The sequence below is a fragment of the Pseudomonas sp. 02C 26 genome (genome assembly GCF_002843585.1).
Taxonomy (GTDB): Bacteria; Pseudomonadota; Gammaproteobacteria; order Pseudomonadales; family Pseudomonadaceae; genus Aquipseudomonas; species Aquipseudomonas shirazensis.
In genome coordinates this window covers 923,203-946,043 of record NZ_CP025262.1, presented here as the reverse complement: position 1 = coordinate 946,043, position 22,841 = coordinate 923,203, and the positions used below count along the sequence as shown (strand labels likewise).

22 protein-coding genes are annotated in these 22,841 nt (G+C 63.4%); 13 read left to right on the top strand and 9 right to left on the bottom strand.

Going from position 1 to position 22,841, the window contains the following annotated elements; translation table 11 throughout:
* Positions 1 to 9: 9 nt before the first annotated feature.
* The 3 genes from gatB (at position 10) to CXQ80_RS04305 (ending at position 3,001) form a co-directional block, all read left to right on the top strand.
* Positions 10 to 1,455, top strand: coding sequence for an Asp-tRNA(Asn)/Glu-tRNA(Gln) amidotransferase subunit GatB (gatB, locus tag CXQ80_RS04315; RefSeq protein ID WP_101316816.1), 1,446 nt, complete (start codon positions 10 to 12; stop codon positions 1,453 to 1,455).
* 70 nt (positions 1,456 to 1,525) lie between these two features.
* Positions 1,526 to 1,897 (top strand): septal ring lytic transglycosylase RlpA family protein, encoded by a 372-nt coding sequence (locus CXQ80_RS04310; protein WP_101316814.1) that lies wholly within the window; start codon positions 1,526 to 1,528, stop codon positions 1,895 to 1,897.
* A 60-nt stretch (positions 1,898 to 1,957) separates the two neighbouring features.
* On the top strand, positions 1,958 to 3,001 hold the full coding sequence (locus CXQ80_RS04305) for a calcium/sodium antiporter (RefSeq protein WP_101316812.1): 1,044 nt from the start codon (positions 1,958 to 1,960) through the stop codon (positions 2,999 to 3,001).
* A gap of 42 nt (positions 3,002 to 3,043) precedes the next feature.
* Here CXQ80_RS04305 and CXQ80_RS04300 read toward each other — a convergent pair whose 3' ends face one another.
* The 5 genes from CXQ80_RS04300 to CXQ80_RS04280 form a co-directional block, all read right to left on the bottom strand.
* The gene (locus CXQ80_RS04300; RefSeq protein ID WP_101316810.1) at positions 3,044 to 4,405 is read right to left on the bottom strand and encodes an amino acid permease; all 1,362 of its coding nucleotides are present in this window, start codon (positions 4,403 to 4,405) and stop codon (positions 3,044 to 3,046) included.
* Positions 4,406 to 4,468: 63 nt separating this feature from the next.
* On the bottom strand, positions 4,469 to 5,410 hold the full coding sequence (locus tag CXQ80_RS04295; protein WP_101316808.1) for an AEC family transporter: 942 nt from the start codon (positions 5,408 to 5,410) through the stop codon (positions 4,469 to 4,471).
* A 150-nt stretch (positions 5,411 to 5,560) separates the two neighbouring features.
* Positions 5,561 to 6,139 carry a DJ-1/PfpI family protein gene (locus tag CXQ80_RS04290; RefSeq protein ID WP_101316806.1) on the bottom strand — a complete coding sequence of 193 codons (579 nt, stop codon included), beginning with the start codon at positions 6,137 to 6,139 and terminating at the stop codon, positions 5,561 to 5,563.
* 80 nt (positions 6,140 to 6,219) lie between these two features.
* Positions 6,220 to 7,377, bottom strand: a complete 1,158-nt coding sequence (locus CXQ80_RS04285) for a phosphatidylserine/phosphatidylglycerophosphate/cardiolipin synthase family protein (RefSeq protein ID WP_101316804.1) — start codon at positions 7,375 to 7,377, stop codon at positions 6,220 to 6,222.
* Between the two features lies 1 nt (position 7,378).
* Positions 7,379 to 7,960: a YceI family protein gene (locus CXQ80_RS04280; protein ID WP_101316802.1), complete on the bottom strand. Its 582-nt coding sequence runs from the start codon at positions 7,958 to 7,960 to the stop codon at positions 7,379 to 7,381.
* Between the two features lie 211 nt (positions 7,961 to 8,171).
* Between CXQ80_RS04280 and olsB the strand changes: the two genes are divergently transcribed.
* Positions 8,172 to 8,927 (top strand): L-ornithine N(alpha)-acyltransferase, encoded by a 756-nt coding sequence (gene olsB / locus CXQ80_RS04275; protein ID WP_101316799.1) that lies wholly within the window; start codon positions 8,172 to 8,174, stop codon positions 8,925 to 8,927.
* Positions 8,927 to 9,715 carry a 1-acyl-sn-glycerol-3-phosphate acyltransferase gene (locus CXQ80_RS04270; RefSeq protein ID WP_101316797.1) on the top strand — a complete coding sequence of 263 codons (789 nt, stop codon included), beginning with the start codon at positions 8,927 to 8,929 and terminating at the stop codon, positions 9,713 to 9,715. Before olsB ends, CXQ80_RS04270 begins: the two co-directional genes overlap by 1 nt.
* Here CXQ80_RS04270 and CXQ80_RS04265 read toward each other — a convergent pair whose 3' ends face one another.
* Positions 9,716 to 10,294: an ACP phosphodiesterase gene (locus CXQ80_RS04265; protein WP_101316795.1), complete on the bottom strand. Its 579-nt coding sequence runs from the start codon at positions 10,292 to 10,294 to the stop codon at positions 9,716 to 9,718.
* 222 nt (positions 10,295 to 10,516) lie between these two features.
* Here CXQ80_RS04265 and CXQ80_RS04260 point away from each other — a divergent pair, with 222 nt between their 5' ends.
* The 3 genes from CXQ80_RS04260 to CXQ80_RS04250 are packed head-to-tail and all read left to right on the top strand — an operon-like array spanning position 10,517 to position 13,072.
* A complete protein-coding gene (locus CXQ80_RS04260; RefSeq protein WP_101316793.1) occupies positions 10,517 to 10,819 on the top strand; it encodes a helix-turn-helix transcriptional regulator in 303 nt (100 codons plus the stop codon).
* A gap of 13 nt (positions 10,820 to 10,832) precedes the next feature.
* Entirely contained in the window at positions 10,833 to 12,002 is a 1,170-nt protein-coding gene (locus CXQ80_RS04255; protein WP_101316791.1) for an MFS transporter, read from the top strand.
* Positions 12,003 to 12,022: 20 nt separating this feature from the next.
* Positions 12,023 to 13,072 (top strand): alkene reductase, encoded by a 1,050-nt coding sequence (locus CXQ80_RS04250; RefSeq protein WP_101316789.1) that lies wholly within the window; start codon positions 12,023 to 12,025, stop codon positions 13,070 to 13,072.
* A gap of 44 nt (positions 13,073 to 13,116) precedes the next feature.
* On the opposite strand, the gene CXQ80_RS04245 is transcribed toward CXQ80_RS04250, so the two are convergent.
* From CXQ80_RS04245 to CXQ80_RS04235, 3 genes are all read right to left on the bottom strand, one after another.
* Complete coding sequence (locus tag CXQ80_RS04245; RefSeq protein WP_101316787.1) at positions 13,117 to 13,944, bottom strand: ATPase; 828 nt, start codon at positions 13,942 to 13,944, stop codon at positions 13,117 to 13,119.
* An 86-nt stretch (positions 13,945 to 14,030) separates the two neighbouring features.
* Positions 14,031 to 15,026, bottom strand: a complete 996-nt coding sequence (locus CXQ80_RS04240) for an NAD(P)-dependent oxidoreductase (RefSeq protein ID WP_101316785.1) — start codon at positions 15,024 to 15,026, stop codon at positions 14,031 to 14,033.
* Between the two features lie 49 nt (positions 15,027 to 15,075).
* Entirely contained in the window at positions 15,076 to 15,966 is an 891-nt protein-coding gene (locus CXQ80_RS04235) for a LysR family transcriptional regulator ArgP (protein ID WP_101316783.1), read from the bottom strand.
* Between the two features lie 126 nt (positions 15,967 to 16,092).
* Between CXQ80_RS04235 and CXQ80_RS04230 the strand changes: the two genes are divergently transcribed.
* The 5 genes from CXQ80_RS04230 (at position 16,093) to CXQ80_RS04210 (ending at position 22,838) form a co-directional block, all read left to right on the top strand.
* Positions 16,093 to 16,692: a LysE/ArgO family amino acid transporter gene (locus CXQ80_RS04230; RefSeq protein ID WP_101316781.1), complete on the top strand. Its 600-nt coding sequence runs from the start codon at positions 16,093 to 16,095 to the stop codon at positions 16,690 to 16,692.
* Between the two features lie 181 nt (positions 16,693 to 16,873).
* Positions 16,874 to 17,470 carry a superoxide dismutase gene (locus CXQ80_RS04225; protein ID WP_101316779.1) on the top strand — a complete coding sequence of 199 codons (597 nt, stop codon included), beginning with the start codon at positions 16,874 to 16,876 and terminating at the stop codon, positions 17,468 to 17,470.
* A gap of 249 nt (positions 17,471 to 17,719) precedes the next feature.
* Positions 17,720 to 19,771, top strand: coding sequence for a bifunctional diguanylate cyclase/phosphodiesterase (locus CXQ80_RS04220; RefSeq protein ID WP_101316777.1), 2,052 nt, complete (start codon positions 17,720 to 17,722; stop codon positions 19,769 to 19,771).
* 148 nt (positions 19,772 to 19,919) lie between these two features.
* Positions 19,920 to 21,257 (top strand): imelysin family protein, encoded by a 1,338-nt coding sequence (locus CXQ80_RS04215; RefSeq protein WP_101316775.1) that lies wholly within the window; start codon positions 19,920 to 19,922, stop codon positions 21,255 to 21,257.
* A gap of 153 nt (positions 21,258 to 21,410) precedes the next feature.
* Positions 21,411 to 22,838: a di-heme oxidoredictase family protein gene (locus CXQ80_RS04210; RefSeq protein WP_101316773.1), complete on the top strand. Its 1,428-nt coding sequence runs from the start codon at positions 21,411 to 21,413 to the stop codon at positions 22,836 to 22,838.
* Positions 22,839 to 22,841: the final 3 nt, after the last annotated feature.

Sequence of the window (22,841 nt, the reverse complement as noted above, 5' to 3'; positions counted from 1 at the left end):
AATTCACACATGCAATGGGAAGTTGTGATCGGGCTGGAGATTCATACCCAGCTCGCCACCCAGTCGAAGATTTTCTCCGGCAGCGCTACCACCTTCGGCTCCGAGCCGAACACCCAGGCCAGCCTGATCGACCTGGGCATGCCTGGCGTACTGCCGGTGCTCAACCAGGAAGCCGTGCGCATGGCGTGCATGTTCGGCCTGGCCATCGAAGCCGAGATCGGCCCGCGCAACGTGTTCGCGCGCAAGAACTACTTCTACCCTGACCTGCCCAAGGGCTATCAGATCAGCCAGATGGACCTGCCGATCGTCGGCAAGGGGCACCTCGACATCGCCCTTGAAGACGGCACCATCAAGCGCGTCGGCATCACCCGTGCGCACCTTGAAGAAGACGCCGGCAAAAGCCTGCACGAAGACTTCAATGGCGCCAGCGGCATCGACCTCAACCGGGCCGGCACCCCGTTGCTGGAGATCGTCTCCGAGCCGGACATGCGCAGCGCCAAGGAAGCCGTGGCCTACGTCAAGGCGATCCACGCGCTGGTGCGTTACCTGGGCATCTGCGACGGCAACATGGCCGAAGGTTCGCTGCGTTGCGACTGCAACGTGTCGATCCGGCCGAAGGGTCAGGTCGAGTTCGGCACTCGCTGCGAGATCAAGAACGTCAACTCGTTCCGCTTCATCGAGCGCGCCATCAACAGCGAAATCCAGCGCCAGATCGAGCTGATCGAAGACGGCGGCCGGGTCATCCAGGAAACCCGCCTGTACGATCCGAACAAGGACGAGACCCGCTCCATGCGCAGCAAGGAGGAAGCCAACGACTACCGTTACTTCCCCGACCCTGACCTGCTGCCGGTGGTGATCGAGAGCAGCCTGCTCGAGAGCATCCGCGCCAGCCTGCCAGAGCTGCCACCGCAAAAGGTCGAACGCTTCCAGAGCCAGTACGGCCTGTCGGCCTACGACGCCAACGTGCTGGCCGCCAGCCGCGAACAGGCCGACTACTTCGAGGCCGTGGTGCGCATTGGTGGCGACGCCAAGCTCGCCGCCAACTGGGTCATGGTCGAGCTGGGCAGCCTGCTCAACAAGCTCGGTGTCGAGATCGACCAGGCGCCGGTCAGCGCCGAGCAACTGGGCGGCATGCTCCTGCGTATTCGCGACAACACCATCAGCGGCAAGATTGCCAAGACCGTGTTCGAAGCGATGGCCGCAGGCGAAGGCGACGCCGACAGCATCATCGACAGCAAGGGCCTCAAGCAGGTCACCGACAGTGGTGCAATCGAGACCATGCTCGACGAAATGCTGGCAGCCAATGCCGAGCAGGTCGAACAGTACCGCGGCGCCGATGAAGCCAAGCGCGGCAAGATGTTCGGCTTCTTCGTCGGCCAGGCGATGAAAGCCTCCAAAGGCAAGGCCAACCCGGGGCAGGTGAACCAACTGCTCAAGGCTAAGCTCGAAGGCTAAGCCCTGCGCGGTGCGCGGCCAGCCATGGCCGTGCACCGCGCAACTCATTCTTTGCGGAGCGTACGCGAGCATGCGGCATACCCTTGGCGCACTTGCGCTTTTCTCCCTGCTGGCCGGCTGCGCCAGCCACGATATCGACCCTAGCGGTTACGACAAGACCGGCACCGCCTCCTATTACGGTTCGCGCCACCATGGCAAACGGACCGCCAGTGGCGAGCCCTTCAACCAGCACGGCCTTACCGCCGCCCACCGCAGCCTCGCTTTTGGCAGCCGGGTGCTGGTCACCAACTTGGCCAACCAGCGCAGCGTCGTGGTGCGCATCAATGACCGCGGACCACACAGCCGTGGCCGTTTGATCGATCTGTCCCGCGCGGCCGCAGAAAAAATCGGCATGATCCGTAGCGGAACCGCGCGAGTGCGGGTACAAGGTCTGAGCGACTGAGCCAACGGGAGCCTGACCATTTTCGACCTCGCCACCCTACCCACCTTCAGCCTACTGCAATTGGCTGTGGGCCTTGTTCTGCTGGTGCTCGGCGCCGAACTGCTGGTGCGCGCCGCCCTGCGCCTGGCCACGCGCCTGCATGTGCGGCCGCTGATAATCGGTTTGAGCCTGGTTGCCTTCGGCAGTACCGCGCCGCAATTGACTGTCAGCCTGCAAGCGGCCTATCAAGGTGCGCCTGACGTCGCTGTCGGCAGCGTGATCGGCAGCAACATCTTCAATGTGCTGGTGATTCTCGGCTTTACCGCGCTGATCATCCCGCTGCGCGTGTCGCGCCAACTGGTGCGTCTGGACATCCCGTTGATGGTGGCCGCCAGCGCCTTGGTCTACCTGCTCGCGGCCAACGGCCAGCTGGGCCGCTTCGAAGGCGCGCTGTTACTGCTCGGGCTGCTCGGTTATCTGTTGATCCTCTGGCACCAATCGCGCCACTACGCGCGTACTTATCCGGCACCGAATGCCCTCGAGGTCAGCCGCCTGCGCTTCTGGAGCGGTGCTGTGGGGCAGACCGCGTTGGGCCTGGTATTGCTCAGCATTGGCGGCCATCTGCTGCTGGAAGCCGCAGTGGAAGTGGCCACTGACCTTGGCCTGTCGGAACGGATCATTGGGCTGACCGTAGTCGCCGTCTGCACCTCGTTGCCGGAGCTTGCCGCTGCGCTGGTTGCGGCGCTGCGCGGTGAGCGCGAAGTGGCGGTAGGTACGGTGATCGGCAGCAACCTGTTCAATTTGCTGGCGGTGCTGGGTGCGACCGCGCTGGTCACCCCTGCCCCGCTGTCGATCTCACCGAATGCGCTGGCCTTTGATTTGCCGGTAATGCTCGGCGTCGCCTGCCTGAGCCTTCCGGTGTTCTACTCCGGCTACCGCGTCACCCGCGCCGAGGGACTGGTATTTCTCTGCCTGTACCTGGCCTACGGCCTGCATGTGGTGACCTTCACCACCGGCATGCCGTTGGCGGGCAAGCTGGAGAAACTGATGCTGTTCTACGTGCTGCCGCTGCTCGCCCTGACGCTGCTCTACACCACCGTGCGCGCCTGGCGGCGCCAGCACTGAGGCCTGCGCAGGTTTAGCCGTGCAGGCCTTGCAGCAAACACCTCAGCGCTTGGCCTGACGCTGCTTCTTGAGCTTGAACGCAATGCCCAGTGCGGCAATCCACAGCGGGATCAGCATCACCGAGATGCGGATCGGCGGAGTCAGGTACATCACCACCAGGATCAGCACGATGAACGCCAGGCACAGGTAGTTGGTGATCGGATGACCCCAGCTGCGGTAGAACGGCGTTTCGCCGGCAGCGATCTTGGCCTTGCGGAATTTCAGGTGGGTGATGCTGATGCTTGCCCAGTTGATCACCAGCGCTGATACCGCCAGCGCCATCAACAGGCCGAAGGCTTCGCCCGGCATCAGGTAGTTGATCACCACGCACAAACCGGTGGCCGCTGCCGACACACCCAGCGCGGTCAGCGGCACGCCGCGACGGCTGACCTTGAGCAATTGACGCGGTGCATCGCCCTGGCTGGCCAGGCCGAACAGCATGCGGCTGTTGGCGTACACGCAGCTGTTGTACACCGACAGCGCCGCGGTCAGTACCACTACGTTGAGGATGGTCGCGACCAGGTTGCTGTCCAGCTCATGGAAGATCATCACGAACGGGCTGCCGCCCTGCACCACCTTCTGCCACGGGTACAGCGACAGCAAGATCGCCAGCGCACCGATGTAGAAGATCAGGATGCGGTACACCACCTGGTTGGTCGCCTTGGGAATGCTCACCCGCGGGTTTTCCGCCTCGGCGGCGGTGATACCGACCAGCTCCAGGCCGCCGAACGAGAACATGATCACCGCCAGAGCCATGATCAAACCGCCGACGCCATTGGGGAAGAAGCCACCGTATTGCCACAGGTTGGCGACGCTGGCATCCGGGCCACCCTGGCCGCTGGTGAGCAACCAGGCGCCAAAGCCGATCATGCTGACAATCGCCACTATTTTGACCAGAGCGAACCAGAACTCCATCTCGCCGTAGACTTTGACCTGAGTCAGGTTGATCAGGTTGATCACCACAAAGAAGATCGCTGCCGTGGCCCAGGTCGGGAAGTCCGGCCACCAGTACTGCACATAGATGCCGACTGCGGTCAGCTCGGCCATGCCTACCAGCACATAGACCACCCAGTAGTTCCAGCCCGAGACAAAGCCGGCGAACTCGCTCCAGTATTTATGGGCGAAGTGGCTGAAGCTGCCGGCAACCGGCTCTTCCACCACCATTTCGCCAAGCTGACGCATGATCAGGAAGGCCATCAGGCCGGCAATGGCATAACCGAGCAACACCGATGGGCCGGCCATCTGGATGGTCTGGGCAATGCCCAGGAACAGCCCGGTGCCGATGGCCCCGCCCAGCGCGATCAGCTGGATATGGCGATTTTTCAGGCCGCGCTGTAACCGCTCGGGCGAGTTCTGGTCTTGCATGGAGTGTCCTTAGGTCAGGTGGCAGCGTTGTTGCTGTTGTTGTTCTGTTCAGGCAGCAAGGATCTAGATCCAGCCGCCCCACTGCAAGATGAAGATGCCGATATTGGTGGTAATCGCCGCCATCAGGGTCGTGATGACGATGATCGCCGCCGCTAACTGATGATTGGCATTGGCCGCGCGGGCCATGACATAGCTGGCGGCAGCGGTAGGGCTGCCGATGTACAGGAACAGGATGCCCAGCTCGGCACCGCGGAAACCACACAGCCAGGCGCCGAGGGTGCCAATCAGCGGCAACCAGACCATCTTCACCAGGCTGACATCCACCGCCAACTTGCCGCTGTCGCGCAGCGCAGCCAGCGACAAGGTGCCGCCAATGCAGATCAGCGCCAGTGGCAGGGTCATCTGCGCCAGATAGTCGCCCGAGGTCAGCAGCCAGTTCGGCAGCGGCACCTGGGCGTAGGCCATGGGTGTGGCGAGCAGCACGCTGATGATCAGCGGGTTGCTGAAAACACTTTTGCAGATGCTCCACGGATCGGACTTGAGGTCCGGGCTGTACACCGCCAGCACCACCGCCGACAGCGAGTTGTACAGGAGGATCACCAGGCCGGCGAGCACCGCGCCCAGCGAAATGCCGTAATCACCGTACAGGCTGGCCGCCAGGGCCAGGCCAATAACGCCGTTGTTGCCGCGAAAAGCCCCCTGGGTGTAGATGCCGCGCTCGGCCAGCGGCGCGCGCCAGATCGCCAGGCCCCAGGACAAGGCGAAGCCGATCAGGGTAATTGCGGTGAAGTAGACCAGCACACCGGGTTTGATCGCTGCATCCAGATCGGCATGGTAGATGCCAAGGAACAGCAGCGCCGGCATGCACACGTTGAACACCAGCGTCGAGGCAACCTTGGTGAAGTTGTCGTCGATCAGGTGCAAACGTTTGAGCAATACGCCCATGAACAGCATGGCGAACACCGGTGCAGTGATGTTCAGCGTCTGGATAAGAAGGGCGAGCATGCGCGAGCGGTCCTGGTTTTGGGGTTGCCGTTAGGGGGCTAATGATACGCCAGGCGCTGGGTTTTGCGGACAATAGCCACTGCTAAAAGGATATTTCCTACATAACTGCCGCTTTTTGCTGTCAGCCTCGCCCCCAGCACAGCGGCCGATTCAAGAAATCCGAGTGCCCAGCACTTTCAGGAACGCTGCCAGCCAGGCGGGATGCGCCGGCCATGCCGGCGCGGTAACTAGATTGCCCTCGACGTGGGCCTGATCCACCGCGATATCGATGAAAGTACCTCCGGCCAGACGCACTTCCGGCGCGCAGGCAGGGTACGCGCTGCACTCGCGGCCACGCAGCACGCCTGCCGCGGCCAGCAGCTGGGCGCCATGGCACACCGCGGCAATCGGCTTGCGCGCCTCGTCGAAAGCCCGCACCAGCGCCAGCACCTGCTCGTTCAGGCGCAGGTACTCAGGTGCGCGGCCGCCCGGGATCAGCAAGGCGTCGTAGCTTTCGGCGCGGGCCTGGACGAAGTCGAAGTTGAGGGCAAAGTTGTGCCCGGGTTTTTCGCTGTAGGTCTGCTCGCCTTCGAAGTCGTGGATAGCGGTACGCACCGTCTGCCCCGCGATTTTCTCCGGGCACACCGCATGCACGGTGTGGCCGACCATGCTCAGCGCCTGGAACGGCACCATCGCTTCGTAGTCTTCGACATAGTCGCCTACCAGCATGAGAATCTTCTTGCCTGTCATCGCCACCGCTCCTCGCCTAGCCTGGGATCAATCAGAGCACGATAGACCGCTTCGGCGCTTACCGATATGCGCCGTTCATCTCAATTGCGCCGATCCAGCAGGTTGGCCACCAGCCGGTCCATCCAGCCCCAGATCCGTTGCTTGACTCGCCGCCACAACGGCCGCGCGTTCCAGTGGGCCAGATCGACCTCCTCGCTGAGGGCAAAGTCGCGCTCGAAACTGGCGCTGACTGCTGCGGTCAGGCTGGGGTCGAGCGCTTCGATGTTGGCCTCCAGGTTGAAGCGCAGGTTCCAGTGATCGAAGTTGCACGAACCGACGCTGACCCAGTCATCGACCACGACCATCTTCAGGTGCAGGAAGCATGGCTGGTATTCAAAGATGCGCACGCCAGCGCGCAGCAAGCGTGGGTAATAGCGGTGCCCGGCGTAGCGCACCGAGGGGTGGTCGGTGCGCGGCCCGGTCAGCAGCAGGCGCACGTCGATGCCGCGCGAAGCAGCCCGACGCAGAGAACGGCGCACACTCCAGGTCGGCAAAAAATACGGCGTCGCCAGCCAGATGCGCTGCTGCCCGCTGTTCAGGGCACGCACCAGCGAATGCAGGATGTCGCGGTGTTGCCGGGCATCGGCGTAAGCCACCCGGCCCATGCCCTGCCCTTGCACCGGCACTTTGGGCAGGCGTGGCAGACCGAACCCAGCTGGCGGTCGCCAGGCGGTGCGACGGTCATTGGCATGCCATTGGCGATCGAACAACAGCTGCCAGTCGCTGACCACCGGTCCCTGGATCTGCACCATCACTTCATGCCATTCGCTGCGCTCGGCCTGCGGCTGCCAGAACTCATCGGTGACGCCCGTGCCGCCGACTACCGCCCAGCGGCTGTCGACCAGGAGAATCTTGCGGTGATCGCGGTACAGATTGCGCACGCCGCGGCGCCAGTGCAGGCGGTTGTACCAGCTCAACTGCACACCGGCGCCAAGCAAGCGCTGTCGCAGCGCCGTGGTGAAGGCCAGCGAGCCGTAGTCATCAAACAGGCAGCGCACCTGCACGCCGCGCCGGGCGGCCTGCTCCAGCACACTGACCACTGCCTCGGCGCACGTGCCGGCCTCGACCAGATACAGCTCCAGATCGACCTGGCGCTCGGCCTCGGCAATCAGGTGCAACATCCGCGGGAAGAAATCGGGGCCGTCGATCAGCAGCTCGAAATGATTACCGTCGCGCCAAGGAAAGACCGGCCCTGGCATATCAGCGGGCGTTGAAGATCAGCACCGCATTGACCGGTACCGAGGGGTTGATGGACTTCAGCTTGGCGAACTTGCGCAGGCTCTCGAGCCCAGGCAGCAGGCCATAGTCAGCGGCGCGCAGGATCAACGGTTCAAGGGTCACCACCTGAAAGCGCCGCTCGTCCAGGCGCGTGGCCATCAGCAATGCGTTGTAGCTGTGCGAGTGGCCGTGCAGGGTGACGGTCAGCGGCAGGCGCAATTCGATCTGCGCGCCGTTGGCGAGGTTGTCGATCGGGCGCAGGTCGATCTGCGCCTTGACCTTCGCTTCGGGGAACTGGTCGACCTCGAACAGGCCATCGCGCATGCGCTCGTCACGCAGCGGGATACCACTGCTGACCGAATCCATCTCGATCCGCAGGCCGGCTGCGCCCTTGCGATCGACGCTGCCGTGCAGCACCAGAAAGCGATGCACTTCGGTGATCTCGCCGTTTTTGCCGGTGACGAACGACAAGCGCGAAGACTCACCGTCCAGGTGCCAATTGGCATGAGCGGGCAGGCACAACGCCAGGAACAGGGCGGGAAGCAGACGGGCAAGCATGGGCATGGGAAATTCCGTGAAACAAAGCCGTGAACATTACCCGCCCGCCTTCGGTGCAGCAAGCAGCAGTCTCGCGGCCCCTCAGGTACGGCCAGCGGTGGCTGTCACGCAAGCATCACCAAAGATTCACCGAGGTGACACCCCCCCTACCTAGGCTGACCCTGCACAACAAAGCCGACCGGCAGCCCCGCACATGGTTGGCCAATGGAGACTCGCAATGACCCAGATCGCTCGCTCAGGCGACACCAGCACTGAACGCCGTCTGCAAGCCGAGCGCCTGCTAGGCGCTGCGGCCCTGCAAGAAGCCCAGGCCCTGCGTTTCAAGGTGTTCAGCGGTGAACTCATGGCCAAGCTCAAGGGCGCCGAACAGGGCCTGGACATGGACGATTTCGATATCCACTGCCGCCATATCGGCGTGCGTGACCTGAGCACTGGCCGCCTGGTTGCCACCACCCGCTTGCTCGACCACCAAGCCGCGAGCAGCCTCGGGCGTTTCTACAGCGAAGAAGAGTTCAGCCTGCACGGCCTGCTGCAATTGCAGGGGCCGATCCTTGAACTGGGCCGCACCTGCGTCGACCCGGCCTATCGCAACGGCGGCACCATCGCCGTGCTCTGGGGCGAGCTGGCCGAGGTGCTCAACGAAGGCAGCTACAGCTACCTGATGGGCTGCGCGAGCATCCCCATGCAGGATGGCGGCGTGCAGGCCCACGCGATCATGCAGCGCCTGCGTGAACGCTACCTGTGCACCGAAAACCTGCGCGCCGAGCCGAAAAAACCGCTGCCGACTCTGGCCCTGCCGAACAACGTGATTGCCGAAATGCCCCCGCTGCTCAAGGCCTACATGCGCCTGGGCGCGAAGATCTGCGGCGAACCGTGCTGGGACGAGGACTTCCAGGTCGCCGACGTGTTCATCCTGCTCAAACGCGACGACCTCTGCCCGCGCTACGCCCGCCACTTCAAGGCAGCGGTGTGATGCTGAGGCTGCGGGTCGCCGCCCGCCTGGCACGTTTGCTGTGGGTGCTGCTGATCGGCATGACCATGGCCAGCGTTACCGCGCTTGGCCAGCGTCTGCGTGTGCCGGTGTCGCTGGCTCTGCGCCAGCGCTGGAGCCGCTGGTACATGCAGCGCTTGGTCGGCGCGCTGCCATTTCAGGTCGAGGTGCTCGGCGAGCTGCCGCAGCGGCCGATGCTGTGGGTCGGCAATCATGTGTCATGGACCGACATTCCGCTGCTCGGCATGCTCACCCCGCTATCGTTTCTGTCCAAGGCCGAAGTCCGTCACTGGCCGCTGGCCGGCTGGCTTGCCGAGCAGGCCGGGACGCTGTTCATCCGCCGCGGTGGTGGTGACGCCCAAGGCCTGCGCGAGCAGATCAGCCAGCAATTGGGCGACGCCCTGCCGCTGTTGATCTTCCCGGAAGGCACCACTACCGATGGCCGCAGCCTGCGCACCTTCCACGGCCGCCTGCTGGCCGGCGCCATCGATGGCGCTACCCCACTGCAACCGGTGGCGATTCAGTACTGGCGCAGTGGTGAGGTTGATCCAATTGCACCTTTCGTTGGCGATGACGACCTGGTTTCACACCTGCTGCGCTTGTTTGCCCAACCGCGTGGGCAGGTACGCATTCAGTTGCTGGCGCCGATCAGCAGCGTCGGCAAGGAGCGCGCGCAGCTAGCGTTTCAGGCACAACAAGCCATTCATGGCGCCCTGTTCGGGCACGAGCAAGCCGAGTTGGCCCCACGCCGGCAAGCGCGAGCGGCTTGATCAGCGGGGCCAGCGGGCGCTGGCGAACGCCTGCAGCTGTGGATAAAACGCTCTGAAGTCTTCCAGCAACGGCTGGTACAGCGCCTCCAGTTCGGGCATTACTCCCGCCAAGCCTTCGGGGCGCGACAGGCGCCGGCCTATACCTCGGAACACGTACTCCAGCGTAGCGAAATCGCCGTACGCGGACAGCCAGTCGTCCGCGGCCATCATCGGAGCGATATGCGCGAGCCGGCCTGGCAGCTCGGGCTCGGCGAGCAGGACCTGGTAAAAGCGCTGGGTAAACTCGGTCAGCGGCTGGGCGGCGTAGTCGTGCCAGTGGTGCGCCAGGCAATGGTCGAAAAATACGTCGAGCACGATTCCGGCGTAGCGCCGCCGCTCCCGCGGGAAACGGGCCAGTGCGGCTAGCACTATGGGGTGGCTGTCGGTGTAGCTGTCGATCGAGCGGTGGAGCTGGATGGCAGCTTCCAGGGTGGGCGGGAAACGGCCGTGCAGGGTGCCTTTGACGAAATCGCCGTATAGGCTGCCGAGTAGTTGTTGCGGCTGTTGGCCGCCTAGGTGGAGGTGGGCTAGGTAGTTCATCGGGACAGTATAGGGTTTCTGCGGGTGGGTCGGCTTGGGATGATGGATAGCTGGCTGCGGGCTTATCTCCTTGTTGTGGTGTTTTGCTGACCCCCAATATCGTTATAACCCGATATAGCGATTTGACCCGAGCTAAGACCAACATCATATTTGTATATCGCGAAATACCGATTTATATTTCGTCCTATCGCGATATAGCGCCCTACCCCAAGAGCCTCCCCCATGCCCCTGGACCTCGACGAAACCATCAAAGCCCTGTCCCACCCAGTCCGCCGCGAAATCCTCGGCTGGCTCAAGGACCCGGCCACCCAGTTCCCCGATCAACAGCACAGCATCGAGCACGGTGTCTGCGCCGGCCAGATCGACCAACGCTGCGGCCTCTCGCAATCCACCGTGTCGGCCCACCTGGCCACCCTGCAACGCGCAGGCCTGATCAGCAGCCAGAAAATCGGCCAGTGGCACTTTTTCAAACGCAACGAGGACGCGATCCAGGCGTTTCTCAAGCAACTGAGCGAAACGCTCTGACGAGGATTCAGCGATGCCCCTTCCACTCTTGATGCTGGCGCTGAGCGCCTTCGCCATCGGCACCACCGAATTCGTCATCATGGGCCTGCTGCCCGAAGTGGCGAGCGACCTCGGCGTGTCTATCCCTGGTGCTGGCTGGCTGGTTACCGGCTATGCCCTGGGCGTCGCCATCGGCGCACCGTTCATGGCCCTGGCCACCGCCCGCCTGCCACGCAAGGCCGCGCTGGTCACGCTGATGGGCGTGTTCATCGTCGGCAACCTGTTGTGCGCCGTCGCCGCTGACTACAACCTGTTGATGTTCGCCCGTGTAGTCACCGCGCTGTGCCATGGGGCCTTCTTCGGCATCGGTTCGGTGGTCGCCGCCAGCCTGGTACCGGCCGATCGCCGCGCCTCCGCCGTAGCCTTGATGTTCACCGGCCTGACCCTGGCCAACGTGCTCGGCGTGCCGCTGGGGACTGCGCTGGGCCAGGTCGCCGGCTGGCGTTCGACCTTCTGGGCAGTGACCGTGATCGGTGTGATCGCGCTGACCGGCCTGATCCGCTACCTGCCGCTGCAACGTGACGAAGAGGCGGTCGACATGCGCGCTGAACTGGCCGCGCTGAAAGGGGCCGGTATCTGGTTGTCACTGAGCATGACCGTGCTGTTCTCGGCCTCGATGTTCGCCCTCTTCACTTATGTCGCGCCGCTGTTGGGTGACGTCACCGGGGTTTCGCCCAGCGGCGTGACCTGGACCTTGCTGCTGATCGGCCTTGGCCTGACCCTGGGCAACATCATCGGCGGCAAGCTCGCCGACCGCCGTCTGGGCGCAACTCTGATTGGCGTGTTTGTGGCCATGGCGGTGATCTCGACGGTGTTCAGCTGGACCAGCAGCGCCGTGATACCCGCTGAAATCACCCTGTTCCTGTGGGCCACAGCTGCCTTTGCCGCCGTGCCGGCACTACAGGTCAACGTGGTCACCTACGGCAAGGCTGCACCGAACCTGGTGTCGACCTTGAACATCGGCGCCTTCAACCTGGGCAACGCCCTCGGCGCCTGGGTCGGCGGTAGCGTGATCGCCCATGGTCTGGGCCTGACCCGCGTGCCGCTGGCCGCCGCAGCCCTGGCGCTGTTGGCCCTGATCGTCACCCTCATCACTTTCAACCAGCGCGGCAACGATGCCGAGCTGGTCACCGCTGGCAACTGAACCTTTGCGAGGCTGAACCGATGACTACGCTATTCGATCCACTGCTGCTGGGTGACCTGCAGTTGCCCAACCGCATCATCATGGCGCCACTGACCCGCTGCCGCGCCGACGAAGGCCGCGTGCCCAATGCGCTGATGACCGAGTACTACGTGCAGCGCGCCAGCGCCGGGCTGATTCTCAGTGAGGCGACTTCGGTGACGCCAATGGGCGTTGGCTACCCGGACACCCCCGGCATCTGGTCCAACGACCAGGTGCGCGGCTGGCACAGCCTGACCAAGGCAGTGCATGCTGCCGGCGGGCGGATCTTCCTGCAGCTGTGGCACGTCGGGCGCATCTCCCACCCCAGCTACCTCAACGGTGAACTGCCGGTTGCGCCCAGCGCGATCCAGCCCAAGGGCCATGTCAGCCTGGTGCGTCCGCTGGCCGACTACCCAACCCCGCGGGCACTGGAAAGCGAAGAGATCGCCGACATTGTCGAGGCCTATCGGATCGGTGCCGAGAACGCCAAGGCGGCGGGCTTTGATGGCGTCGAGATTCATGGCGCCAACGGCTACCTGCTCGATCAGTTTCTGCAAAGCAGCACCAACCAGCGCAACGACAACTACGGCGGTTCACTGGAGAACCGTGCCCGGCTGCTGCTGGAGGTGACCGATGCGGTGATCGAAGTGTGGGGCGCCCAGCGCGTCGGCATGCACCTGGCGCCACGCGCCGATGCCCATGACATGGGCGATGCTGACCGCGCCGAGACCTTCACCTACGTCGCCCGCGAACTGGGCAAACGCGGTATCGCGTTTATCTGCTCGCGGGAAAAACTCGCCGACGACAGCCTCGGCGCGCAGATCAAGCAAGCATTCGGTGGGCCGTACATCGTCAACGAACGCTTCGACAAGGCCAGCGCCAACGCTGCCCTTGCCGGTGGCCTGGCCGATGCCGTGGCGTTTGGCGTGCCGTTCATTGCCAACCCGGACCTGCCAGCACGTTTGGCCGCCGATGCGCCGTTGAACGAGGCGCGGCCGGAGGGGTTCTATGGCGGTGGCGCGGTGGGCTATATCGACTATCCACGGCTGTAAGCAGAGGAATGGGGCCGCCTTGCGCGGCCCCATCAGCATTACGGCTATGGCCGGGCGTTGATCTGCTGTTGCAGGTTCTGCACCTGGTTCTGCAGGGTGTTCAGGCTGCGCGTGGTCTGCCCCCTGAAAGCGTCGAATTCCTGCACCGAGGCGCCGCTGCTGGCCGCTGCTGCTGGGCGATTGTCGATCTGGCTCTTCAGCACCAGCACGTCCTGCTCCAGACTGCTGATCGCCGCGCTCGGGTTGCCCTGCTTCTTCAGCGCGGCAATCTCGCTGTTCAGGCTCTTGAGCTCGTTGTCGAGCTTGCCGCCATCCAGCTGGCCCGCCTTCAGCGCCGCCAACTCGGCATTCACCGCCTTCAACTGCGCCTGCAATTGGGTCTGCAATTCAGCTACAGCTTTTTGCTGCTCGCGTGTATCGGCCAGCACCTGTTCCAGACGCTTGCCGAGGTCGCCGGCCTGACCGGCTACGCCCTGCTGCTGCTTGCCCTGCTCGGCCAGGCTGGCCTGCAACTGGCGAATCTGCAGTTTCAAGGCTTCGCTGCCGGTGCTGACGCTGGCATCGCTGGCTTCGACCTTGCCGCTGATCGCTTGCAGCCGGCCGGCGGCTTCCTCGCTGATGCGGGCAAAGCTCTCCTGGGTCGCGACCAGTTGCTGCTCCATCAGCGAAATCTGCTGGAAGCTCCACCAGCCGAGCCCGGCCAGGGCGATGAACGAGGCCACCAGCAAAGCCCAGAGCGGCGCGGTGTTGGTCGGCCGTGCGGCTTTCTGGCGGCTGCGCGCCACGTGCTTGGGGAGCAGTTCATCGTCATCTCGGGTGCCGGCACGCAATGTTGGCACGTCGTCGAAGTCGTCGCGAAGATCGTTACGCATGGGGGCTTTCAACCACAGTCATAGCAAAGAGACACAGTATAAACCGCCAGCGCGTTACGTTGATGACCATCATCAAGACGCGCGCTTCAGCGGTTGTGCGGGACGTTCTTCCACCAGCCGCAGAACTCGTCGAGCGCGCTCCACAGGCTGACCTGAGGCCGGTAATCCAGATGCTGCCGGGCCCGACTGATGTCGAGAGTGAAGTCCTTGCTCATGACCTGCATACCCAGGCGTGACAAGGTTGGCTGCGGGCGGCCAGGCCAGAGCATGCACGCCGCTTCGTTGAGTGCTGCCAGGCTGTAACCCAGGCCGTAGGAGCGGTAGCGGGTGACCTGCGGCAACTGCATCTGACGCATGACGTAATTGACCACATCCCACAGCGGCAGCGGCTGGCCGTTACTGATGTTGTAGGCCTGGCCGAGCGCCTCATCATCTGCAAAGAGTGCGCTGAGCAACGCTTCGTTGAGGTTGTGCACACTGGTGAAGTCGGCCATGTTCAGGCCGTTGCCGATGATCGCCAGGCGGCGCTTGCGCTGCATCTGCAGTAAGCGCGGGAAGATGTTCGCATCGCCGGCGCCGGTGACCAGCCGTGGGCGCAGGGCGAGCACTTCGAGGCCGAACTCCTGCGCGCCGAAGACCTTCTGCTCGGCGAGAAATTTGGTCGTGGCGTAATGGTCATGCATGCGCCGCGGCAGCTGCTGTTCCTGCACATTCAGGCGGGAGCGGCCATTGAAGTAGATCGACGGCGACGACAGGTGTACCAGCCGGCGCACATGTTCCTTGAGGCAGCCTTCAACGACGTTTTCGGTGACCACCACATTGCCCTGATGGAAATCCTGGTAGCGCCCCCAGGCGCCGGTCATGCCCGCGCAATGCACCACGGCATCGACGCCCTGGCACAGACGCCGGGCCAGCTCGGCATCACCGAGGTCACCCGGGATGAACTGCGCGCCGCGCTTGACCAAATGCTCCACGCCTTCGGCACGCCGCCCGTTGACCCGGACCTCAAGGCCCTGCTCCAGGGCAAAACGCGCAAAGCGCCCGCCGATAAAGCCGCTCGCGCCGGTGACCAGAATTCGCATGTAACACTCCGCCTTGCCAGATTTCAGATGCAGTTGACGTCGCGGCCGGCTACAACGGCACTAGCCAACCTGGCGCCATTTGGCGCAGGTGCTCGGTCAATTGGGCGAGCAGTTGCCCGCCATTGCGCCAATGATGCCAGTACAGCGGCACATCGATGGGAGTATCGGCGCAGATTTCCACCAGTTCGCCACACTGCAGCTGCGCAGTCACCTGCCGCTCCGGCACCAGGCCCCAGCCCAGGCCGGCTTCGGTCATGCGCAGAAAGCCCTCCGAAGACGGGCACAGGTGATGCAAAAAACCATCGGCAATGCCTAGCGATGCGAGATAACGGTGCTGGAGGAAGTCATCCGGGCCGAACACGATCGCCGGGGTCCGCGCCAGCCGGCTGGCGTCGAAGCCCTGCGGGAAATGCCGGGCCATGAATGCCGGGCTTGCCAAGGCGCGATAGCGCATGGCGCCCAGTGGCTGGCTGCGCGCGCCGGCCACCGGGCGCTCGCTGCCACACAGGCAAGCCGCAACCTCACCGGCGCGCATGCGCTTGAGGCCGACGTCCTGATCCTCGACTACCAGGTCCAGCAACACCGGCTGTTCGGCGCAAAACGCGCCCACCGCACCGGCCCACCAGGTCGCCAGGCTATCGGCATTGAGCGCAATGCGCAGACGTTCGGGCATACCGCCTTCGTCCAGCGCCGGCACCTGGCGCTGCAGGTCACGCTCGAGCAGGCGCACCTGCTGCACATGGTTGAGCAGTTGCCGGCCGACTTCGGTCGGGCTCGGCGGCATGGCGCGCACCAGCACCGGCTGGCCGACCCGCGCTTCGAGCAGCTTGATCCGCTGCGACACGGCCGATTGCGACAGGCCAAGCACTTGTGCTGCGCGCTCGAAACCGCCTTGTTCGATGACCGCCGCCAGGGCCGCCAGGAGCTTGTAGTCGAACATCGATTTCTCTAATGCCTGATCAGCTTTATTGGTTTTTCTTATACAACGCAGATCGGCACAATGACCAGCATTCGATCAAGCAATCAGCGCCAGCCAATCGGTTGGTGGCAGTGGAGTGTCTGCGCTATGTGGCAAAGTTATATGAACGGCATGCTGGTTGCCTTTGGCCTGATCATGGCCATCGGCACGCAAAACGCGTTTGTCCTGGCGCAGAGCCTGCGCCGTGAACACCATCTGCCGGTGGCCATCCTCTGCGTGGTCTGCGACGCCCTGCTGGTTGCCGCCGGAGTGTTCGGACTGGCCACGGTGCTGGCGCAGAACCCGACGTTGCTGGCTGCTGCGCGTTGGGGCGGTGCGGCGTTCTTGATCTGGTACGGGGCCAAGGCCTTGCAACGGGCCTGCTCCAAACAAAGCCTGGAGCAGGAGCAAGGCCAGGGCTCCCGCTCGCGCCGGGCGGTGCTGCTCAGCGCCTTGGCAGTGACCCTGCTCAACCCCCATGTGTACCTGGATACGGTGCTGCTGATCGGCTCCCTGGGCGCCCAGCAAACCGTGCCCAGCGCTTACGTAGCAGGGGCGGCCAGCGCCTCACTGGTGTGGTTCTTCACCCTCGCCCTCGGCGCAGCCTGGCTGGCACCGTGGCTGGCACGGCCGGCGACCTGGCGCCTGCTCGACCTGATGGTGGCAGTGATGATGTTCGCGGTGGCCGCGCAGCTGATTCTGGGCTGAATGCCACTGGCGCCGGCGCTGCAACTATTTGTCCCTATAGTTGTTGCGTGGTTATGCGCGGGGGCTGGTGATATGATCCAAGGCTTGCGTCGCAAAGAGTACAAACTCGCCGACGTACCTCGGGCCGCCCGTGATCGGCCTTGCGCAAACCGCGAATTAGACCTGAATCAGGAGATCCACCATGGCTTTTGAATTGCCGCCGCTGCCGTACGCCCATGATGCCCTGCAGCCGCACATCTCCAAGGAAACCCTGGAGTATCACCACGACAAGCACCACAACACCTATGTCGTGAACCTGAACAACCTGGTCCCAGGCACCGAATTCGAAGGCAAGACCCTGGAAGAGATCGTCAAGACCTCTTCGGGTGGCATCTTCAACAACGCCGCTCAGGTCTGGAACCACACCTTCTACTGGAACTGCCTGGCACCAAACGCCGGCGGCCAACCGACTGGCGCACTGGCCGAGGCCATCAACGCCGCCTTCGGTTCGTTCGACAAGTTCAAGGAAGAGTTCACCAAGACTTCGGTCGGCACCTTCGGTTCCGGTTGGGGCTGGCTGGTGAAGAAAGCTGACGGTTCCCTGGCACTGGCCAGCACCATCGGCGCCGGCAACCCGCTGACCAACGGCGACACTCCGCTGCTGACCTGCGACGTCTGGGAGCACGCTTACTACATCGACTACCGCAACGTCCGTCCTAAGTATGTCGAGGCGTTCTGGAACCTGGTCAACTGGAAGTTCGTTGCCGAGCAGTTCGAAGGCCAGACCTTCAAGGCCTGATCGACTTCGCTTTTGGCACAAAAAAAACCCGGCACTCGCCGGGTTTTTTTATGTCCGCTCGCACCGCTGCAAATCCAGCTTGATCCGCCCGCATAGCGCGCTAACATCAAATCTCTGGGAAAGTTGGCGCATAGCACTAAAGTAGCAAGCCTGCGCAACCGATACAGTAGCAATGCAACAAAGGGTCGATAGTGTCTTGCCACAACTACTGGCAAAATAATGGCATGCGCATGGATTAAGGAACCCCCATTGAAGCTGCAATTGCGGAACAGCTTATCGGTCAAGTTGCTCAGGGTAGTGCTGCTGTCGGCGCTAGCGGTTGGCGTCGTCCTTAGCTGTGCGCAGATCGTCTACGACACCTACAAGACGCGTCAGGCGGTGAACAGCGATGCCCAGCGCATCCTCGACATGTTCCGTGACCCGTCGACGCAGGCGGTTTACAGCCTCGACCGGGAAATGGGCATGCAGGTCATGGAAGGCCTGTTCCAGGATGACTCGGTACGCATGGCCTCAATCGGCCACCCCAACGAAACCATGCTCGCAGAGAAATCGCGACCGCTGCGCGACATGTCGATGCGCTGGCTGACCGATCTGTTGCTCGGTCAGGAACGCACCTACACCACGCAACTGGTCGGCCGCGGCCCCTACAGCGAGTATTACGGCGACCTCAGCATCACCCTCGACACTGCCGCCTATGGCAAAGAATTCCTGATCAACGCCGTGATCATCTTCATCTCCGGCGTACTACGAGCGCTGGCCATGGGCCTGGTGCTGTACCTGGTCTACCACTGGCTGCTGACCAAGCCGCTGTCGAAGATCATCGAGCACCTTACCCAGATCAACCCTGATCGGCCCAGCCAGCATCAGATTCCGCTGGTCAAAGGCCACGAAAAGAATGAACTGGGTTTGTGGGTCAACACCGCCAACCAGCTGCTGGCCTCGATCGAGCGCAATACCCACCTGCGCCATGAAGCCGAGAACAGCCTGCAACGTATGGCTCAGTATGACTTTCTGACCGGCTTGCCCAACCGCCAGCAATTGCAGCAGCAACTGGACAAGATCCTCGTCGATGGCGGCCGCCTGCAGCGCCGAGTAGCGGTGCTGTGCGTAGGTCTGGATGACTTCAAAGGCATCAACGAACAATTCGGTTATCAGGTCGGTGACCAGTTGCTGCTGGCCCTCGCCGACCGTCTGCGCGCGCACAGTGGCCGCCTCGGCGCCCTGGCCCGGCTGGGCGGCGACCAGTTTGCGCTAGTCCAGGCCGACATCGAGCAGCCTTACGAGGCGGCCGAGCTGGCCCAGAGCATCCTCGACGACCTGGAGGCGCCGTTTGCCCTCGAGCAGCAGGAAATCCGCCTGCGCGCGACCATCGGCATCACCCTGTTCCCGGAGGACGGCGACAGCACCGAAAAGCTCCTGCAAAAGGCCGAGCAGACCATGACTCTGGCCAAGGCGCGCTCGCGCAATCGCTACCAGTTCTACATCGCCAGCGTCGACAGCGAAATGCGCCGACGCCGCGAACTGGAAAAGGACCTGCGCGAAGCCCTGCCGCGCAACCAGCTGTACCTGGTTTATCAGCCGCAGATCAGCTACCGCGACCACAGCGTCGTCGGCGTCGAGGCCCTGCTGCGCTGGCAGCATCCGCAGCTGGGCATGGTCCCGCCCGACCAGTTCATCCCGCTGGCCGAGCAGAATGGCCACATAATCCCGATCGGCGAATGGGTCCTCGACCAGGCCTGCCGGCAACTGCGCGAATGGCATGATCAGGGCTTTGGCGAGCTGCGCATGGCGGTCAACCTGTCGACCGTGCAACTGCACCACAACGAGCTGCCGCGGGTGGTCAACAACCTGCTGCAGGCCTATCGCCTGCCGCCACGCAGCCTTGAGCTGGAAGTCACCGAAACCGGCCTGATGGAAGACATCAGCACCGCCGCCCAGCACCTGCTGAGCCTGCGTCGCTCAGGTGCGCTGATTGCGATTGACGACTTCGGCACTGGTTATTCTTCGCTCAGCTACCTGAAATCGCTGCCGCTGGACAAGATCAAGATCGACAAGAGCTTTGTCCAGGACCTGCTCGATGACGACGATGACGCCACCATCGTTCGCGCCATCATCCAGCTCGGCAAGAGCCTTGGCATGCAGGTCATCGCCGAAGGCGTGGAAACCGCCGAGCAGGAGACCTACATCATTGCCCAGGGCTGCCATGAGGGGCAGGGCTATCACTACAGCAAGCCGCTGTCGGCGCGCGAGCTGACTGCCTACCTCAAGCAGGCCCAGCGCAATCAGGTCTCAGTGCTGTAAACCCCGCCAGAACAGGAAAATGCCCCACCCGCGGGCATTTTCATGAATTCACTGCCCACCCCTTTACAGCAAATGCAAATCTTTCGCATGATGTCACGGTTTCGCGTGCCACGGCACACGTCCAAACCCACCACGCAGGAAACCAACAATGATTCGTATGCCTCTGGCCTCCGCCAGTCTGCTGGCCATCGCTATCGCCCTCGCCGGTTGCGGCGAAGGCAAAAATGACAAGGCCGCCGCTCCGCAAGCCCAGGCACCTGCTGCCGCCAGCACCACCGCCGCGACCGCCGGGGCGATCGACGAGGCGGCTGGCAAGGCCGTGGTCAAGCACTATGCAGAGCTCGTCTCGGCCGTCTACAGCGACTCGCTGAGCACCGCCAAGACCCTGCAAAGCGCCATCGACGCGTTCCTCGCCACGCCGAACGACGAAACTCTGCAAGCCGCCAAGGATGCCTGGGTCGCTGCCCGCGTGCCGTACCTGCAGAGCGAAGTGTTCCGCTTCGGCAACACCATCATCGATGACTGGGAAGGTCAGGTTAACGCCTGGCCACTGGACGAAGGCCTGATCGACTACGTCGACAAGAGCTACGAGCATGCGCTGGGCAACCCTGCCGCCAGCGCCAACATCATTGCCAACACCGAAATCCAGGTTGGCGAAGACAAGATCGACGTCAAGGACCTGACCCCGGAGAAACTCGCCAGCCTGAATGAGCTGGGCGGTTCCGAGGCCAACGTCGCGACCGGTTACCACGCAATCGAATTCCTGCTCTGGGGCCAGGACCTGAACGGCACCGGCCCAGGTGCGGGCAACCGTCCGGCGTCTGACTACCTGGAAGGGGCTGGCGCCACCGGTGGCCACAACGACCGTCGCCGTGCCTATCTCAAGGCGGTCACCGACCTGCTGGTCAAAGACCTCGAAGAGATGGTCGGCAACTGGGCACCGAACGTTGCCGACAACTACCGCGCCACGCTGGAAGCGGAGCCGGTCAACGACGGCGTGCGCAAGATGCTGTTCGGCATGGGCAGTCTGTCGCTGGGTGAACTGGCGGGCGAGCGCATGAAGGTTTCGCTGGAAGCCAACTCGCCGGAAGACGAGCACGACTGCTTCAGCGACAACACCCACTACTCGCACTTCTATGATGCCAAGGGTATCCGTAACGTCTACCTGGGCGAGTACACCCGCGCCGACGGCAGCAAGCTGACCGGCCCGAGCCTGTCGTCGCTGGTGGCCAAGGTTGACCCGGCTACCGACGCCACCTTGAAAGCTGACCTGGAGACCACCGAGGCCAAGATCCAGGTGATCGTCGATCATGCCCTCAAGGGTGAGCATTACGATCAGCTGATCGCTGCCGACAATGCTGCCGGCAACCAGATCGTGCGTGATGCGATTGCTTCGCTGGTCAAGCAGACCGGTGCGATCGAGCAGGCCGCGGGCAAGTTGGGGATTGCCAACCTGAATCCGGATACTGCTGATCACGAGTTCTGATTGGGGCTGTAAACCTACTCTATTGGGGCCGCTTTGCGGCCCCAATTGCAGCAGCAACCTGACAACGATTTCATCCAGTAATTGCAAATTGCTCTTATTCAAACAATCCCGTCCTGCTAAGCTTGCACGCCGGTTTTCTGCCCAAGCCCAGGATTGTTGATGTCCTTGCTCCGCCTAAGCCCCCTGCTGCTGGCCGCTGTTCTGGTCGCCTGTGACGACGCCCCGCGTTTCACTCAGGCCGAACCAGGCGAGGCCCTGTCCGGTGGCAAGGCAACCGTCCTGCGCAGCGATCGCCAGGCCTTCTCCCTACCCTCTGCCAACCTCAGCCCCGAACGGCGGCTGGACTTTGCCGTGGGCAACAGCTTTTTCCGCAACCCGTGGGTAATCGCTCCGGCGACCACCACCGCGCGTGACGGGCTCGGCCCGTTGTTCAACACCAACGCCTGCCAGAACTGCCACGTCCGCGACGGCCGCGGGCACCCGCCGGAACTCGACGACAGCAACGCAGTGTCGATGCTGGTAAGGCTGTCGATCCCCGACCAGCCCGCCTACGCCAAGGAAATCGAGCGCCTGGGCGTGGTCCCGGAGCCGGTCTACGGCACGCAGTTGCAGGACATGGCCATCCCCGGCATCAAGCCCGAGGGCAAAGTCCGCGTCAGCTACAGCAGCGAGACCGTACGCTTCGCCGACGGCCACACGGTGGAATTGCGCCGCCCGCAATTGCAGATCACCCAGCTCGGCTACGGCCCGCTGCACCCCGACACGCGTTTCTCGGCGCGGATCGCGCCGCCGATGATCGGCCTGGGTTTGCTTGAGGCAATCCCCGAAGCGGCGATTCTAGCCAACGCCGACCCGGACGATCGCGACGGCGACGGCATTCGTGGGCGCGCCAATCAGGTCTGGGATGACGCCCAGGGTAAGACCGTGCTCGGCCGCTTCGGCTGGAAAGCCGGGCAGCCCAACGTCAACCAGCAGAACGTGCATGCCTTTGCCGGCGACATGGGCCTGACCAGCACGCTCAAGCCCCATGACGACTGCACCCCGGCCCAGACCGATTGCCTGGCCGCGCCCAACGGTGACGGCGCCGACGGCGAGAAAGAGGTCAGCGACAATATCCTGCGCCTGGTCACCTTCTATACCCGCAACCTGGCCGTGCCGGCCCGCCGCAACGTTGACGCACCACAGGTGCTGGCCGGCAAGAACCTGTTTTTCCAGGCCGGCTGCCAGGGCTGCCACACGCCGCAGTTCACCACGGCCAGCGCAGGCGTCGAGCCGGAGCTGGCCAACCAGCTGATTCGCCCCTACAGCGACCTGCTGTTGCATGACATGGGCCCCGGCCTGGCCGACCAGCGCAGCGAGTTCGCCGCCGGTGGCCAGGACTGGCGCACAGCGCCGCTGTGGGGCCTGGGCCTGACCGAAACGGTCAGCGGCCACACTCAGTTACTGCACGATGGGCGCGCCCGCAACCTGCTCGAAGCCGTGCTCTGGCATGGCGGCGAAGCGCAGGCGGCGCGCGACCAGGTCTTGACCTTCAATGCCGAGCAACGCGCCGCGTTGCTGGCTTTTCTGAATTCACTTTAACGC